This window comes from Pseudoalteromonas sp. MM1 (assembly GCF_030296835.1).
Classification (GTDB): Bacteria; Pseudomonadota; Gammaproteobacteria; order Enterobacterales; family Alteromonadaceae; genus Pseudoalteromonas.
Genome location: NZ_AP027922.1, coordinates 877,528 through 893,973 on the forward strand (window position 1 = coordinate 877,528; position 16,446 = coordinate 893,973).

The window sequence follows — 16,446 nt, forward strand, 5'->3', positions numbered from 1 at the left end:
AATTAATTCAATGAGCAACATAGTTAGTATCAACGCACAAAACCTTCAGCAAGTACTCGGTGAAACATCACAACAAAAGTTGGTGCTGCTTAACTTCCACTCGCCACAAAGTCCAGAGTGTATTAGCCAAATCGGCATATTAGAAAATTTAGCTACGCAATATAAAGACCATATTGTAGTGGCTAATCTTGATTGTGACGCAGAACAAGCACTCGCCTCGCAATTAGCGCAGCAGGTTGGCTTACAAACATTACCTACACTTGTGTTGTTAAAAGATTCAGCGCCAGTAGATTTATTAGCTGGTGCTCAAACAGACGCGCAAATTCGCGAAGCCTTGAGTAAGCATTTACCAGCGCAGCAGGACCTACTTCTTGAACAAGCAAAACAAGCATTATTAAAGTCGGACCTAAATGCTGCATTTAATTACGCAAAGCAAGCGTATGAAATAGACAGTGCAAACGCACGTATAAAGCTTGTGTTAGCCGATATATGTATTCAAATACACAAGTTAGATGATGCGCAAGCACTCATTGATACCATTGACGCCCAAGAGCAAGATGCTTATTTTCATAATATAAAAGCTAAATGCGAAGCGGCTCTAGAAGCTACCGACTCGCCAGAGATAAAAGAAAAGCAATCTCAAGTAGAAAAGTACCCAAATGACTTAGACCTGAAAATAGAGCTAAGCCAATTGCTAAATGATGCAGGACGAAAAGAAGAAGCACTCGAAACACTCTTCAGCGTACTTAAAAAGGATCTTAACTTTAATGATGCTAAAGCAAGCTTCTTAGCAATTATTGCTTCTTTACCTGATGGAGATGCACTTGCAGCGAAATACAGAAGAAAGCTTTATAGTATTTTGTATTAATACGCGCAGTTAATAAATTAACTTAAAAGCACCTTATAGGTGCTTTTTGCGTTTTATACATAGGTATATTTAAAATAATCTGGGCTTTGCATATAGAGTTAGCTTGTTTTTTGTACTTATTTTGGCTGTTTAGAGTGAAAAATGCACGAAAGAGCTTTTATTTATAGTTTTTAATAAAAAACGCTTGCGTAAAAAATCGTTCTCCCTATAATGCGACCCCACTGAGACGGCAGAGCAGGCAACGCTTAGCGAGGTAAGCCAACCACTTAGTGAGTCGAGTAAAACTTAGTTTTAAAAACTTTCAAGTTTAACAAAATTAAGTGTTGACAAAAAAATAGGAAAGCGTAAGATGCGCAGCCCTAGCGAGATAAAGTTTAACGCTTTAATCGCAACGTTCTTTAACAATATAAAGCAATCATCTGTGTGGGCACTCGTACAGATTGAGTTCTAACAGCCAAGCTACTTAGGTAGTGAGGCAAACAAATTTAGAGTCTCAATTGAAACTGAGTGACCAACAGCAATAACTACTCCGGTAGGAATTGCAGCACAGTCAATTCAATATCGAAAGATATTAAATAAATTCAGAATTCATTGAGCTGTCGAAAGACAAAAAACTTTTTAATTGAAGAGTTTGATCATGGCTCAGATTGAACGCTGGCGGCAGGCCTAACACATGCAAGTCGAGCGGTAACATTTCTAGCTTGCTAGAAGATGACGAGCGGCGGACGGGTGAGTAATGCTTGGGAACATGCCTTGAGGTGGGGGACAACAGTTGGAAACGACTGCTAATACCGCATGATGTCTACGGACCAAAGGGGGCTTCGGCTCTCGCCTTTAGATTGGCCCAAGTGGGATTAGCTAGTTGGTGAGGTAATGGCTCACCAAGGCGACGATCCCTAGCTGGTTTGAGAGGATGATCAGCCACACTGGGACTGAGACACGGCCCAGACTCCTACGGGAGGCAGCAGTGGGGAATATTGCACAATGGGCGCAAGCCTGATGCAGCCATGCCGCGTGTGTGAAGAAGGCCTTCGGGTTGTAAAGCACTTTCAGTCAGGAGGAAAGGTTAGTAGTTAATACCTGCTAGCTGTGACGTTACTGACAGAAGAAGCACCGGCTAACTCCGTGCCAGCAGCCGCGGTAATACGGAGGGTGCGAGCGTTAATCGGAATTACTGGGCGTAAAGCGTACGCAGGCGGTTTGTTAAGCGAGATGTGAAAGCCCCGGGCTCAACCTGGGAACTGCATTTCGAACTGGCAAACTAGAGTGTGATAGAGGGTGGTAGAATTTCAGGTGTAGCGGTGAAATGCGTAGAGATCTGAAGGAATACCGATGGCGAAGGCAGCCACCTGGGTCAACACTGACGCTCATGTACGAAAGCGTGGGGAGCAAACAGGATTAGATACCCTGGTAGTCCACGCCGTAAACGATGTCTACTAGAAGCTCGGAACCTCGGTTCTGTTTTTCAAAGCTAACGCATTAAGTAGACCGCCTGGGGAGTACGGCCGCAAGGTTAAAACTCAAATGAATTGACGGGGGCCCGCACAAGCGGTGGAGCATGTGGTTTAATTCGATGCAACGCGAAGAACCTTACCTACACTTGACATACAGAGAACTTACCAGAGATGGTTTGGTGCCTTCGGGAACTCTGATACAGGTGCTGCATGGCTGTCGTCAGCTCGTGTTGTGAGATGTTGGGTTAAGTCCCGCAACGAGCGCAACCCCTATCCTTAGTTGCTAGCAGGTAATGCTGAGAACTCTAAGGAGACTGCCGGTGATAAACCGGAGGAAGGTGGGGACGACGTCAAGTCATCATGGCCCTTACGTGTAGGGCTACACACGTGCTACAATGGCGCATACAGAGTGCTGCGAACTCGCGAGAGTAAGCGAATCACTTAAAGTGCGTCGTAGTCCGGATTGGAGTCTGCAACTCGACTCCATGAAGTCGGAATCGCTAGTAATCGCGTATCAGAATGACGCGGTGAATACGTTCCCGGGCCTTGTACACACCGCCCGTCACACCATGGGAGTGGGTTGCTCCAGAAGTAGATAGTCTAACCCTCGGGAGGACGTTTACCACGGAGTGATTCATGACTGGGGTGAAGTCGTAACAAGGTAGCCCTAGGGGAACCTGGGGCTGGATCACCTCCTTATACGATTTAGAACTTATTTGTTCGTAGTGTCCACACAGATGATTGTTAGTTAGCTAAGCCACTGGCTTAACTAATTAATATGCTCTTTAAAAATTTGGAAAAGCTGATAATAAAATTCTGATAAATATTTATATTTATCAAGAGTTTTCAAAAGTAAAAAATGCCATTGATTATTCAATCGAATGATTAATTGGTATCTACTTTAGTATTCAATATTAACTTCTGGCGAAGTTAAACTGTCACATAACAAAGACCCGTTTGGGTTGTATGGTTAAGTGACTAAGCGTACACGGTGGATGCCTTGGCAGTTGGAGGCGATGAAGGACGTATTAACTTGCGATAAGCCTAGTCAAGCTAGTAAAAAGCGCTTGAGACTAGGATTTCCGAATGGGGAAACCCACCTGCTTGCAGGTATCGTTAACTGAATACATAGGTTAACGAGGCGAACGCGGAGAACTGAAACATCTAAGTACCCGTAGGAAAAGAAATCAACCGAGATTCCGATAGTAGCGGCGAGCGAAATCGGAACAGCCCTTAAGCTGATTATGTGTTAATGGAAGGCTCTGGAAAGTGCCACGATACAGGGTGATAGTCCCGTACATGAAAACGCATTTTGAGTGAAATCGAGTAGGTCGGAGCACGTGAAACTTTGACTGAATATAGGTGGACCATCATCTAAGGCTAAATACTCCCAACTGACCGATAGTGAACCAGTACCGTGAGGGAAAGGCGAAAAGAACCCCTGTGAGGGGAGTGAAATAGAACCTGAAACCGTGTACGTACAAGCAGTAGGAGCCTACTTGTTAGGTGACTGCGTACCTTTTGTATAATGGGTCAGCGACTTATATTTTGTAGCGAGGTTAACCGTTTAGGGTAGCCGTAGGGAAACCGAGTCTTAACTGGGCGAATAGTTGCAAGGTATAGACCCGAAACCCGGTGATCTAGCCATGGGCAGGTTGAAGGTTGAGTAACATCAACTGGAGGACCGAACCCACTAACGTTGAAAAGTTAGGGGATGACCTGTGGCTAGGAGTGAAAGGCTAATCAAACCGGGAGATAGCTGGTTCTCCCCGAAATCTATTTAGGTAGAGCCTCGGACGAATACTTACGGGGGTAGAGCACTGTTAAGGCTAGGGGGTCATCCCGACTTACCAACCCTTTGCAAACTCCGAATACCGTAAAGTACTATCCGGGAGACACACGGCGGGTGCTAACGTCCGTCGTGAAGAGGGAAACAACCCAGACCGCCAGCTAAGGTCCCAAAGTCATAGTTAAGTGGGAAACGATGTGGAAAGGCCCAGACAGCCAGGAGGTTGGCTTAGAAGCAGCCATCCTTTAAAGAAAGCGTAATAGCTCACTGGTCGAGTCGGTCTGCGCGGAAGATGTAACGGGGCTAAACTATGCACCGAAGCTGCGGATTCATCTTAGGATGAGTGGTAGGGGAGCGTTCTGTAAGCCGTTGAAGGTGACCCGGGAGGGTTGCTGGAGGTATCAGAAGTGCGAATGCTGACATGAGTAACGATAATGCGGGTGAAAAACCCGCACGCCGGAAGACCAAGGGTTCCTATCCCATGTTAATCAGGGTAGGGTAAGTCGACCCCTAAGGCGAGGCCGAAAGGCGTAGTCGATGGGAAACGGATTAATATTTCCGTACTTGGTATAATTGCGATGGGGGGACGGAGAAGGCTAAGCAAGCATGGCGATGGTTGTCCATGTGAAAGTGAGTAGGCTAGCGACTTAGGTAAATCCGGGTTGCTGTTAGGCTGAGACACGAGACGAGTCACCAAGGTGATGAAGTTGCTGATGCCATACTTCCAGGAAAAGCCTCTAAGCTTCAGATTATACCGAATCGTACCCCAAACCGACACAGGTGGTCAGGTAGAGAATACTAAGGCGCTTGAGAGAACTCGGGTGAAGGAACTAGGCAAAATCGTACCGTAACTTCGGGAGAAGGTACGCTCCTATCTGTGATGAGACTTGCTCTCTAAGCGGACGGGAGCCGCAGTGACCAGGTGGCTGGGACTGTTTATTAAAAACACAGCACTGTGCAAAATCGCAAGATGACGTATACGGTGTGACACCTGCCCGGTGCCGGAAGGTTAATTGATGGGGTTAGTTTTCGGACGAAGCTCTTGATCGAAGCCCCGGTAAACGGCGGCCGTAACTATAACGGTCCTAAGGTAGCGAAATTCCTTGTCGGGTAAGTTCCGACCTGCACGAATGGTGTAACCATGGCCACGCTGTCTCCACCCGAGACTCAGTGAAATTGAAATCGCAGTGAAGATGCTGTGTACCCGCGGCTAGACGGAAAGACCCCGTGAACCTTTACTACAGCTTGGCACTGAACATTGAACCTACATGTGTAGGATAGGTGGGAGACTTAGAAGCAGAGACGCTAGTTTTTGTGGAGTCGTCCTTGAAATACCACCCTTGTAGTTTTGATGTTCTAACGTTGGCCCCTGAATCGGGGTTACGGACAGTGCCTGGTGGGTAGTTTGACTGGGGCGGTCTCCTCCCAAAGAGTAACGGAGGAGCACGAAGGTTGGCTAAGTACGGTCGGACATCGTACGGTTAGTGTAATGGTAGAAGCCAGCTTAACTGCGAGACAGACACGTCGAGCAGGTACGAAAGTAGGTCATAGTGATCCGGTGGTTCTGAATGGAAGGGCCATCGCTCAACGGATAAAAGGTACTCCGGGGATAACAGGCTGATACCGCCCAAGAGTTCATATCGACGGCGGTGTTTGGCACCTCGATGTCGGCTCATCACATCCTGGGGCTGAAGTCGGTCCCAAGGGTATGGCTGTTCGCCATTTAAAGTGGTACGCGAGCTGGGTTTAGAACGTCGTGAGACAGTTCGGTCCCTATCTGCCGTGGGCGTTTGAGAATTGAGAGGGGTTGCTCCTAGTACGAGAGGACCGGAGTGAACGAACCGCTGGTGTTCGGGTTGTCATGCCAATGGCATTGCCCGGTAGCTACGTTCGGAACTGATAAGCGCTGAAAGCATCTAAGCGCGAAGCAGGCCTCGAGATGATTTCTCACTAGACTTTTAAAGTCTCTGAAGGGCCGTTGAAGACTACAACGTTGATAGGCAGGATGTGGAAGTGGTGTGAGCCATTAAGCTAACCTGTACTAATTACCCGTGAGGCTTAACCATACAACGCCAAACGCGTTTTATGCGACAGTTTAGACAGAAGTTAATATAACTAAAGTAGATATTACTTAGAAAGACTTAAAAAATATTATCAGATATTTTCCAGATTTAGTTAGTACGTAGAAATACGTATTAACGCCCAAATTTGCTTGGTAACCATAGCGTTTTGGACCCACCTGACCCCATGCCGAACTCAGTAGTGAAACGAAACAGCGCCGATGATAGTGTAGCATTTGCTATGTGAAAGTAGGACATTGCCAGGCTCCAAATTCAGTCGAAGGACTTAAAACTTAATAAATAAAAAATAAGAAAATTGAACAGAATTTTCTTGGTAACCATAGCGTTTTGGACCCACCTGACCCCATGCCGAACTCAGTAGTGAAACGAAACAGCGCCGATGATAGTGTAGCATTTGCTATGTGAAAGTAGGACATTGCCAGGATTCAAATTAAAGAAACCCGTTACAGCGATGTAACGGGTTTTTTGCCGTCTGTAACAAAGTGAAAATATTAGCTATCAGCCGTCAGCCGTCAGCTATCAGCTGCACAGCGTCAACCTGTACTTCGTAGCGTGGGTTGAGTATCACGAAACCCGCAGATAAGGCTCGCCTCACCAATAATACCAATCCGCATTAATACTTAATCATTTTCAGGGGCTAAACGTGTCGCTATCTGCGTTAAAAAATTCTCATTTACGACTGCATGGTTGCAGAAGGTAGAGCAATGCAGGAGCAATTGCCGAGAACAACTTAATAGCGAATTTTTTGCCTTGCTATCAACACGTTTATCCAACCTCAAAATAGAACACTTAATTATGCGGATTGGTATAAGATGAGCACGACTAATGATAGTGTAGTATTTGCTATGTGACTCTCCACCGCTGTGGGCACTATGACATTACCAGGATTCAAATTAAAGAAATCCGTTACAGCTATGTAATGGGGTTTTTGCTGTCTGGGGTTTAATAAAAAGCCAAGATCTCATGCTAACTCAGTCTCTGTAATGCCCGCTCTTGTAAATCCTTTGAGCCATAACATTCATATCCCTATATAACGCTAAGTTCCTGAGGCAAAGCCACGGCGCACATCGTGCTGAGTGTAATCAGTTTTTTATAGCCCCGCAAAATGATTAAGACTTATTGCGGATTGGTATTACTTTGGTATAGAAAATATCACTTTGAAAATAAACATTAAGTTCATGCTTATCTGCTATTTTATTCATGTAACATAGCTAGGCGTGCAGAAGTTGTGCGTGTTAAAATTAAATTTTATAAATGCCAAAATAGAGGTGTGAATTGCCCACTGCTGACTACCAAACTGTTCTAGATGAAATAGCACACGAAGTGCGTCCTTTATTATCACAAGGTAAGGTTGCAGACTATATTCCTGCTCTTGCTGAGGTTTCTAGAGAGCAGTTTTCTATTGCTATTTATACCACAGATGGCGAAACCATTTGTGCGGGGGATTGCTCAAAACGTTTTACTATTCAGTCAGTTTCTAAAGTAATGACGCTTACAATGGCGCTACAGCGCTATGGCGACGAGCTATGGCATCGGGTAGGCAAAGAGCCCTCAGGAACCGCGTTTAATTCTCTTACACAGTTAGAGTTCGAAAAAGGCGTGCCACGTAACCCATTTATTAATGCTGGCGCGATTGTAACGTGCGATGCTTTGTACAGTCGATTATCAGCACCTCGCCACTCAATGCTTGAAACGTTTAGGTTACTTGCAGGTAATAGTGCAATAGTGATTGATAAAAAAGTGGCCAATTCTGAGTACGAGTTTAGGCACCGTAATGCTGCTATGGCGCATTTAATGAAATCATTTGGTAATTTTGAAAATGATGTAGACGATGTACTTTGGTCTTACTTTAACTTTTGTGCGATTGAGCTTAACTGTATTGAGCTAGCTAGAGCGTATAACTTTTTAGCGAATAAAGGGGTTGATTACAGCTCGGGTAAGCGTGTTTTGAGTAGCCGCCAGAATAAACAGCTAAATTCGCTTTTATTCACTAGTGGCTTGTACGATGCGGCAGGAGACTTTGGCTACAGGGTGGGAATGCCGGGTAAGTCGGGTGTGTCAGGCACTATATTAGCGGTATTACCGGGTAAGTTTACGGTGGCAGTGTATTCACCAGGGTTAAATGAATTTGGTAATTCGGTGGCGGGGATAGCAGCATTAGAGCTGCTATCTAAAAAACTGGATATTTCGATTTTCTAAAATACCGCAGTAGGGAGTACGTAAAGCTCCCTATTTATTGATCCCAGTACACTTGCTCAAGGCAGTCTTCGCGCTCTGGTAGCCCGCGTGATAAGCGTGGAGAGTGCTGTACTAATACCTCGTAACTTGCGCGGTTAGCGTACTTACTAATTTGTGCAAGAGACGAGTAGGTAATGGCCTTTTGTTCGTGTTTTGCTGAGTTTGCGACATTTAACTTATGATAAACGTTTGCTGATAAATCGTGTAACACGGCAGCCAACGCACAATCGCCAGCACCATTGGTGTTTTTGATTGAATCAGGCCCACCCATGAATGGTGCCGTGTGGCTATATGCTTTTATCGGGTTTTCGCAATCTGATTTTTTCATTGCGCGAGAAAACTCATAGCGATTAAAATCGGCAATGGCACCTGGTAATAGTGGGTATTCGGTTGCACGTTTAAAGCTTTCATCAACGTAGCCGGCCATAAATAAGCCCTTTTCGCCGGCGGTACAAATAACTAAGTCTACCCAGTCAAGTGCTTTGTCTGCGGCCAATAGTGGGTCTTCAAAGCCAGTAATTGCAAGTCCCTCTTCTTCGTTCATGGCAAGTATATCAACATGCTCGTTTACAAAGTTAGCCCACCAGGTAGGATCTTGCTCGATTAAAAACTTAGTGCCGAGTGTTAAAACTACCGGTACACCTGCATCGTTAGCATATTTAACTGCTTGCATGGTTGCTTCAGTCATTGTTTCATCGCCTTGCGTACGCATTAGGTAGGCGCTGATCACAAGTGCTGATGATTGCTCAATTAAGTGTTTATCAATAGATTCAGGCTTTAAGTGATTCATCAAACCGGCACTAATTGCAAATGTACGCTCGCCAGTTTCATCAATTAAAGTAAAACAACGACCAATAGGGCCATCTACCGGCTGTAAGTAGTCTAAATCAACGCGGCTTGATGTGTTACATAAAAAGCGATAAGCGTAGCTGCCTATTTTTATGTTTTCACTCATAACACCAAGCAATACTGAACGGTCATCTGCAAGTACTGAGTAGTTATGCATTGTGTTACCAATGGTGCCACCGGCAAACTCGTAATCAACCATGTCGTTTAGCTTTAAACGGTCGTAAAGTGCATTGGTAATATCGCTATCAATAACTTGCGACATTCCTCGGCGGAGTTGAAACTCGTCTAAAAAAGCCTGATCAACTTTGGCTTCAATATCAACAACGATCTGATCGATACCCGTAATGTAGCTACGTTGTAATCGCTCAGTGGCGTTTAGCTGATTAGTAAGTGGATCTTTAGCTTCCACTGGAAAATAATGTTTATGTCTGCGGCGTCCAGGAAATTTCATTTGCTACCTGTGTTGTGAGCTAAATAAAAAAAGCGTGAGATTATAGCGTAAATCACACTCTATGAGCCACGATAAACCACATTATTTTGTTTTATTTTTGCAATAATTTAGTCAATTACGCATTTTAAACAAGCAAGTTGATATAATAGCGAGAGAAAATTTATTTAAAGTAAGTATTATGAACGATCTTAAAAGCGATGAATATTGGATGGAGCAGGCATTAGTATATGCCAATAAAGCGCAGCAATTGGGCGAAATTCCAGTAGGAGCTGTCCTTGTTAAAGATAACACGCTTATCGCAGCGGGTTATAATCGTTCAATTACTGATAATGACCCCTCTGCGCATGCTGAAATGATTGCTGTGCGTGAAGGAGGAAAAGTTTTAAATAATTACCGTTTAATTGATTGCACTTTGTACGTTACCTTAGAGCCGTGTTCGATGTGCGCGGGGCTGTTAGTGCATAGCAGAATAAAGCGCCTTGTGTATGGTGCGCCAGATGCTAAAACAGGCTCGGCAGGTTCAATAATGAATTTATTGCAAGAGCCTAGGTTAAATCATCAGGTAGAGGTAACCGGTGGGGTGCTTGGGCACACTTGTGGCAGTACCATCTCGGCGTTTTTTAAACAACGCCGAGAGCAAATTAAAGCGGCTAAAAAAGCAGCTAAACAAATAAGTGGTTAATTAGCGGTCTCTGAGTTTACTTCTATCATTTGCTGCATAGCAAACATACGACGACGCCAAATAATTTTTTTATGTAAGTTACGCAGCATAATACGGCGTCTCGTAGCTGTTGAATGAATAATATTGCGTTTAAGTTTTTGCGTGCGTCTACGTTTTAGCATGTGTTCTCCTAATGCGTGAGAGTGAGAAAGGCACAAGGTATATATTAAAAATAATGTAAATATACTATAAACACACATTAGTGATCATTTCATGACAAGTAAACAGATTTTTAATTTAGTTATCAGAGCGGTTAAGTTAGAAGGGGAATTTAGCGTTTGCTAAAGAGAAGGTAAACGTATATTACTCATATTTTTAATGTTTCACTTTACCCTAGTAGCCCTTCTAAAAAACGTTAATATAAACGCTTTATTGTGACTGTTGCGCATTATTTTCACCCTCGTGACTCTTTTCTTCAGGCGAAGGAACGGGTTCGGTTTTATTGTTGTTTACAGACTCTTTGCTTGGTTGAACTGCTTTTTCGACTTTAGGTGGTTCTGGTTCTGGCGCTAGGGCATTATTTTCATCAAGCCATACTAGCGCATCGTAATACCTGCGAATGTTATCAACATATTTTACTGCAACGTCGCCGCGAGCATAGCCGTAACGGGTTTTACGGTAATAACGTTTTTTAATTAGAAGCGGTAAGCGCTTTTTAACGTCAGCCCACTTATCAGGGCTTGCCCCTTGTTGTTCGGTGATAATGCGCGCGTCGTTAACATGCCCCCAACCTACATTATAGGCAGCTAACGCAAGCCAGGTTCGATCGGGCTGTGGGATTCTATCGGGGATGCGTTTAACTAATTTAGCTAAGTATTTTGCTCCACCACGGATATTTTGCTCTGGCTCTAACCTATTTGTTACGCCCACTTGTTTTGCGGTGCTGCGTGTCAGCATCATAATGCCCCTTACACCTGTAGGCGATTTAGCACGCGGGTTCCACATAGATTCTTGGTAGCTAAGTGCTGCCAGTAAACGCCAATCAAGGCTACCGGCATATTGCTCAAACCAAGGTCTGTAAGTGGGGAGTGTTTCTTTTATAGCCTCAATATAAGCGAGTGTATTAACGTAGTTAAACTGGCGTACGTGTCCAAAGTATTTTTCTTCGAGCACATAGAGTTGGTTGCTTTGTTTTACCTCGCCAAAAAAAGGCACTAGTAATGCATAAAGCGAATCATCCTTTGATTTATTGAGGATCCACGCGATGGGGTCATTTCGGGTAACTGAAAAACCAATGCTTAAATTTGGGTGGTAACGTCTAAACAGCGAAAGCGTGTGTGAGTCGGCGAGGGTATAATCTATTTCGCCATCAATAACGGCTTGTAATAGCTCCTCTTCATCAAGCTCTTCAGTTTCTTGCCAGGTTAAATTTGGGTTACTCTTTTTTATTTTTTGTAACGTTAAAGAGTGGCTACTTTTGGCTATAACGGTAAAGTTGCCATCAAGGTCGTCAAATTCACGAGGGCGAACTCGGCCTTGTTTATAAACCAACTTTTGGCTAATTGTTCTGTAAGTGGGGCCATAGCGGTATTGCTGGGCACGTACTTTGTTGTAGGTAAGTCCTGAGGCTATTAAGTCTAAATCGCCGCTTTCAAGGCGCTCAAACATATCGGATAAATTAAAAAACGGCACTATTTCAAGCTCAACACCTAGGTAGTCGGCAAAAGCTTGAGATAGCTCGTATTCAAAACCTTGCTCGCCTTGCACGGCTTGGTAATAGTTGCTGGCGCTGGCAAGGGTACCTACACGTATTTTGTTTTGTGCTTTAATTTGGGCAAGTTGAGTTTGTTGCTCCTGCATATTACACGCACACAACAACATAACTAAAGTGATGATAATTATTAGCTTTTCTTTCAACATTAACCGCCCCATAAAGCTCATACCCCGTTATACCAAAACTTCACTATGGCGTCACTTAGCGTTTAGCTTTTATTAGTAATTTTGCTGCTGTTTATATAAATAAAAAGTTAATTTTCTGAAAAGCGCAATTTGGAGTTAAAACTCGGTGCTACATAGACTATAATGCCCGCCTAAAATATCGTTCAATCCCTAACCCCGGATGAAATTATCTATGTTGATCCTTCGTGGTGCACCAGCACTTTCAGAGTTCAGAGTTAATAAAATTTTAGCGCGTTGCAAACTATCGCAACTTCCAGTCACCAATGTATATGCCGAGTATGCACATTTTGCCGATTTAACCTCGCCTTTGAGTGTTGATGAGCAAACTAAGCTTGAAAAACTACTTACTTACGGTCCAACTATTGCCGAGCATACCCCAGCTGGCACACTTATTTTAGTTACCCCTCGCCCTGGCACCATTTCACCATGGGCATCTAAAGCAACCGACATAGCGCATAACTGTGGCCTTAAACAGGTTCACCGTGTTGAGCGTGGTATTGCTTATTACGTAGAAGGTGAACTAAGTGCAGAGCAGCTTGCCCAAGTAACAGCGTTATTACACGACCGTATGACAGAGGCAACGCATAGCGAACTTGCTTCTGCTGCGCAGTTATTCCGCAATGACTCGCCTCGCGAAATGTCATCGGTTGACATTTTAGGTGGTGGGCGCGAAGCATTGGCTGCGGCAAACGTTGAACAAGGTTTTGCGCTTGCTGATGACGAGATAGACTACTTAGTAGAAAACTTTAAAAAGTTAGGCCGTAATCCTAACGACATAGAGTTATTTATGTTTGCGCAAGCAAACTCAGAGCATTGTCGTCATAAAATATTTAATGCTGATTGGACAATTGATGGTATTGAGCAGCCTAAATCGCTGTTTAAAATGATCAAAAATACATTTGAGCACAACCCTGAAAATGTGTTGTCGGCTTACAAAGATAACGCAGCAGTAATGAAGGGCTCAAAAGCGGGTCGTTTCTTCCCGAATGCGCAAGGTGAATATGCGTATCATCAAGAAGACATAGAAATTTTAATGAAGGTAGAAACCCATAACCACCCAACAGCTATTGCACCATTTTCTGGTGCGGCTACAGGCTCAGGTGGTGAAATTCGCGATGAAGGCGCAACAGGCCGCGGCTCTAAGCCAAAAGCGGGTTTAGTTGGTTTTACTGTTTCTAACTTACGTATTCCGGGTTACGAGCAACCGTGGGAAAGCGACTTTGGTAAACCTAACCGTATAGTCAATGCGCTTGATATTATGATGGACGGCCCTTTAGGTGGCGCGGCATTTAATAATGAGTTTGGACGTCCTAACTTATTAGGTTACTTCCGTACCTACGAAGAAAAAGTAACAAGCCACAATGGTGAAGAGGTGCGTGGTTACCACAAGCCTATTATGCTTGCCGGTGGTTTAGGCAATATTCGTGCTGAGCATGTTCAAAAAGGGGATATTCCAGTAGGTGCAAAACTTATTGCACTAGGTGGCCCAGCAATGAACATTGGCCTTGGCGGCGGTGCAGCATCAAGCATGGCATCGGGCCAATCAAACGAAGACTTAGATTTTGCTTCTGTACAGCGTGAAAACCCAGAAATGGAACGCCGTTGCCAAGAAGTGATCGATAAGTGTTGGCAACTAGGGGATGAAAACCCAATTGCGTTTATACATGATGTAGGCGCAGGTGGTTTGTCTAATGCGTTTCCTGAGCTTGTAGATGATGGTGGCCGTGGTGGTAAATTCCAGCTACGTGATATTCCAAACGATGAGCCGGGCATGGCCCCACACGAAATTTGGTGTAACGAATCGCAAGAACGTTATGTACTGGCTGTTGCTGTTGAAGACTTTGATCGTTTTGAAGCCATTTGTAAGCGCGAACGTGCGCAGTACGCAGTGATAGGTGAAGCCACAGAAGAGCGCCACTTAACTGTTGCCGACAGCCACTTTGATAACAGCCCTGTTGATTTGCCGCTTGATGTATTATTAGGTAAAGCACCTAAAATGCATCGCGATGTAACTTCAAAACAAGTTACCGGTAAAGCAATTGATGCAGAGTCGATTGATATAGCCGAGGCTGCTCAGCGTTTATTACGCTTACCTACCATTGCAGAAAAAACATTCTTAATTACCATTGGCGACCGCTCAGTTACTGGTTTAGTTGCACGGGATCAAATGGTGGGCCCTTGGCAAGTACCTGTGGCTAACTGTGCAGTTACCGCAGCAACGTACGATACTTACCACGGTGAAGCGATGTCACTGGGTGAGCGCACGCCAGCAGCACTATTAAATTATGGTGCATCGGCGCGTTTAGCTGTGGCAGAGTCACTAACCAATATTGCCTGTGCCAACATTGGCAGCCTTGAGAACATTAAGCTATCTGCTAACTGGATGGCCGCAGCGGGTCACCCAGGTGAAGACGCGGGCCTTTATGAAGCCGTAAAAGCGGTAGGCGAAGAACTTTGCCCAGCACTTGGATTAACTATACCTGTAGGTAAGGATTCTATGTCGATGAAAACGACATGGAAAAACGAAGATGATAGTGCTGAGCAATCAGTTACGTCGCCGTTATCGCTTATTATTACAGCTTTTGGCCGTGTTGACGACGTGCGTAAAACCGTTACTCCACAGTTACGAACAGATAAAGGCGATACTTCGCTTATTTTAGTTGACTTAGGCGCGGGTAAAAACCGAATGGGCGCATCAAGCCTTGCTCAGGTTTACAAGCAGCTTGGTGATGTTACACCAGATGTTGACAGCCCTGAGTTACTCAAAGGCTTTTACAATGCTATGCAAGCACTTGTCGCTGATAGCAAGCTACTTGCTTATCATGACCGTTCAGACGGTGGTTTATTTACTACTGTAACTGAAATGGCATTTGCTGGACACACCGGTGTGACTGTTGATTTAGCTGCGCTAACTGGCTCAGACCTTGAAGCACTTTATAACGAAGAGCTTGGCGCGGTAATTCAAGTTGCTAACAGCGATTTAGAGGCCGTAAATGCTGTATTTGAACAACACGGTGTAGCTGCAATTAGCCACGTGATTGGCTCACTTAATAGCGACGATAGCATTGTATTTAACCGTGGTGAGCAAACGGTGCTTAATCATACTCGTACTGAGCTTCGTACAATTTGGGCCGAAACAACGTACCAAATGCAAGCACGTCGTGATAACCCTGATTGTGCTAAGCAAGAGTTTGATGCCAAGTTTGATGCAAAAGATCCAGGCTTAAACGTAAAACTTAACTTTGATTTAAACGAAGATATAGCCGCACCGTACATTGCAACGGGCGCTAAACCACAAATGGCTATTTTACGTGAGCAAGGCGTTAACTCGCACCTAGAAATGGCTGCTGCGTTTAACCGTGCTGGTTTTGCCGCTGTTGATGTACACATGAGCGATATCCTCGAAGGGCGTTTAACTCTTGAGCAGTTTAAAGGCTTAGTGGCATGTGGTGGTTTCTCTTACGGTGACGTATTAGGTGCTGGTGAAGGTTGGGCTAAGTCTATATTGTTTAACGATATGGCACGCGATCAGTTTAAAAACTTCTTCCACCGTGAAGACACCTTTAGCTTAGGTGTGTGTAATGGTTGTCAAATGTTATCAACGCTGAAAGAGCTAATTCCAGGTACTGAGCATTGGCCACGTTTTGTAACTAATAAGTCTGAGCGTTTTGAAGCACGCTTTAGCTTAGTAGAAATACAAGAAAATCCGTCTGTGTTCTTCAGTGGTATGGCTGGCTCGCGTATGCCAATTGCTGTATCTCATGGTGAAGGCCATGCTGAGTTTGCAAATGATGCCGCCACTAAAGCTGCGCTTGAAAGCGGCACTGTAGCGGTTAAATTTGTAGATAACTACGGTAATCCTACAACGCAATACCCAGCTAACCCAAATGGCTCACCAGAGGGTATTACCGGTATTACTTCTACGGATGGCCGTGCCACTGTCATGATGCCGCACCCTGAACGTGTATTCCGCGCGGTTGCTAACTCATGGCACCCAGACGAGTGGAAAGAGGATAGCCCGTGGATGCGTATGTTCCGCAACGCACGTAAAAATGTAGGCTAGTGATCACAATTACTACCTATACAAGCTAGATTC

7 protein-coding genes and 4 rRNA genes are annotated in these 16,446 nt (G+C 44.5%); 8 read left to right on the plus strand and 3 right to left on the minus strand.

Features of this window, described 5'->3' with window-relative positions; translation table 11 throughout:
* Nucleotides 1-10 precede the first annotated feature (10 nt).
* The 6 genes from QUE46_RS03960 to glsB all read left to right on the plus strand — a co-directional run bounded on the left by QUE46_RS03960 (nt 11) and on the right by glsB (nt 8,391).
* On the plus strand, nt 11-868 hold the full coding sequence (locus QUE46_RS03960; RefSeq protein ID WP_024031324.1) for a tetratricopeptide repeat protein: 858 nt from the start codon (nt 11-13) through the stop codon (nt 866-868).
* A 619-nt stretch (nt 869-1,487) separates the two neighbouring features.
* Nucleotides 1,488-3,021, plus strand: a 16S ribosomal RNA gene (locus QUE46_RS03965).
* Between the two features lie 269 nt (nt 3,022-3,290).
* Nucleotides 3,291-6,177, plus strand: a 23S ribosomal RNA gene (locus QUE46_RS03970).
* Nucleotides 6,178-6,322: 145 nt separating this feature from the next.
* Nucleotides 6,323-6,437: ribosomal RNA gene (rrf, locus tag QUE46_RS03975) — 5S ribosomal RNA — on the plus strand.
* Between the two features lie 64 nt (nt 6,438-6,501).
* A 5S ribosomal RNA gene (gene rrf / locus QUE46_RS03980) occupies nt 6,502-6,616 on the plus strand.
* Together the 16S, 23S and 5S rRNA genes form the textbook arrangement of a ribosomal RNA operon.
* Before the next feature lie 851 nt (nt 6,617-7,467).
* On the plus strand, nt 7,468-8,391 hold the full coding sequence (gene glsB / locus QUE46_RS03985) for a glutaminase B (RefSeq protein ID WP_286246305.1): 924 nt from the start codon (nt 7,468-7,470) through the stop codon (nt 8,389-8,391).
* Between the two features lie 34 nt (nt 8,392-8,425).
* Here the strand turns inward: glsB and QUE46_RS03990 are convergent, their stop codons facing one another.
* Entirely contained in the window at nt 8,426-9,730 is a 1,305-nt protein-coding gene (locus tag QUE46_RS03990; protein ID WP_004588578.1) for an inosine/guanosine kinase, read from the minus strand.
* A gap of 178 nt (nt 9,731-9,908) precedes the next feature.
* Here QUE46_RS03990 and tadA point away from each other — a divergent pair, with 178 nt between their 5' ends.
* Complete coding sequence (gene tadA / locus QUE46_RS03995) at nt 9,909-10,412, plus strand: tRNA adenosine(34) deaminase TadA (RefSeq protein WP_286246306.1); 504 nt, start codon at nt 9,909-9,911, stop codon at nt 10,410-10,412.
* Here the strand turns inward: tadA and QUE46_RS04000 are convergent.
* Nucleotides 10,409-10,573, minus strand: coding sequence for a hypothetical protein (locus QUE46_RS04000; protein ID WP_286246307.1), 165 nt, complete (start codon nt 10,571-10,573; stop codon nt 10,409-10,411). The two genes, tadA and QUE46_RS04000, sit on opposite strands and share 4 nt — an antisense overlap.
* 247 nt (nt 10,574-10,820) lie before the next feature.
* Entirely contained in the window at nt 10,821-12,311 is a 1,491-nt protein-coding gene (gene mltF, locus QUE46_RS04005) for a membrane-bound lytic murein transglycosylase MltF (protein WP_286246308.1), read from the minus strand.
* Between the two features lie 211 nt (nt 12,312-12,522).
* Between mltF and purL the strand changes: the two genes are divergently transcribed.
* The gene (gene purL, locus QUE46_RS04010) at nt 12,523-16,413 is read left to right on the plus strand and encodes a phosphoribosylformylglycinamidine synthase (RefSeq protein ID WP_286246309.1); all 3,891 of its coding nucleotides are present in this window, start codon (nt 12,523-12,525) and stop codon (nt 16,411-16,413) included.
* The last annotated feature ends 33 nt before the right edge of the window (nt 16,414-16,446 follow it).

What these genes read in the sequence shown, in the direction of transcription:
- QUE46_RS03960 (WP_024031324.1), top strand. Translation starts at nt 11, where the DNA reads ATGAGCAACATAGTTAGTATCAACGCACAAAACCTTCAGCAAGTACTC.
- QUE46_RS03990 (WP_004588578.1), bottom strand. Translation starts at nt 9,730, where the DNA reads ATGAAATTTCCTGGACGCCGCAGACATAAACATTATTTTCCAGTGGAA.
- tadA (WP_286246306.1), top strand. Translation starts at nt 9,909, where the DNA reads ATGAACGATCTTAAAAGCGATGAATATTGGATGGAGCAGGCATTAGTA.
- QUE46_RS04000 (WP_286246307.1), bottom strand. Translation starts at nt 10,573, where the DNA reads ATGCTAAAACGTAGACGCACGCAAAAACTTAAACGCAATATTATTCAT.
- mltF (WP_286246308.1), bottom strand. Translation starts at nt 12,311, where the DNA reads ATGTTGAAAGAAAAGCTAATAATTATCATCACTTTAGTTATGTTGTTG.
- purL (WP_286246309.1), top strand. Translation starts at nt 12,523, where the DNA reads ATGTTGATCCTTCGTGGTGCACCAGCACTTTCAGAGTTCAGAGTTAAT.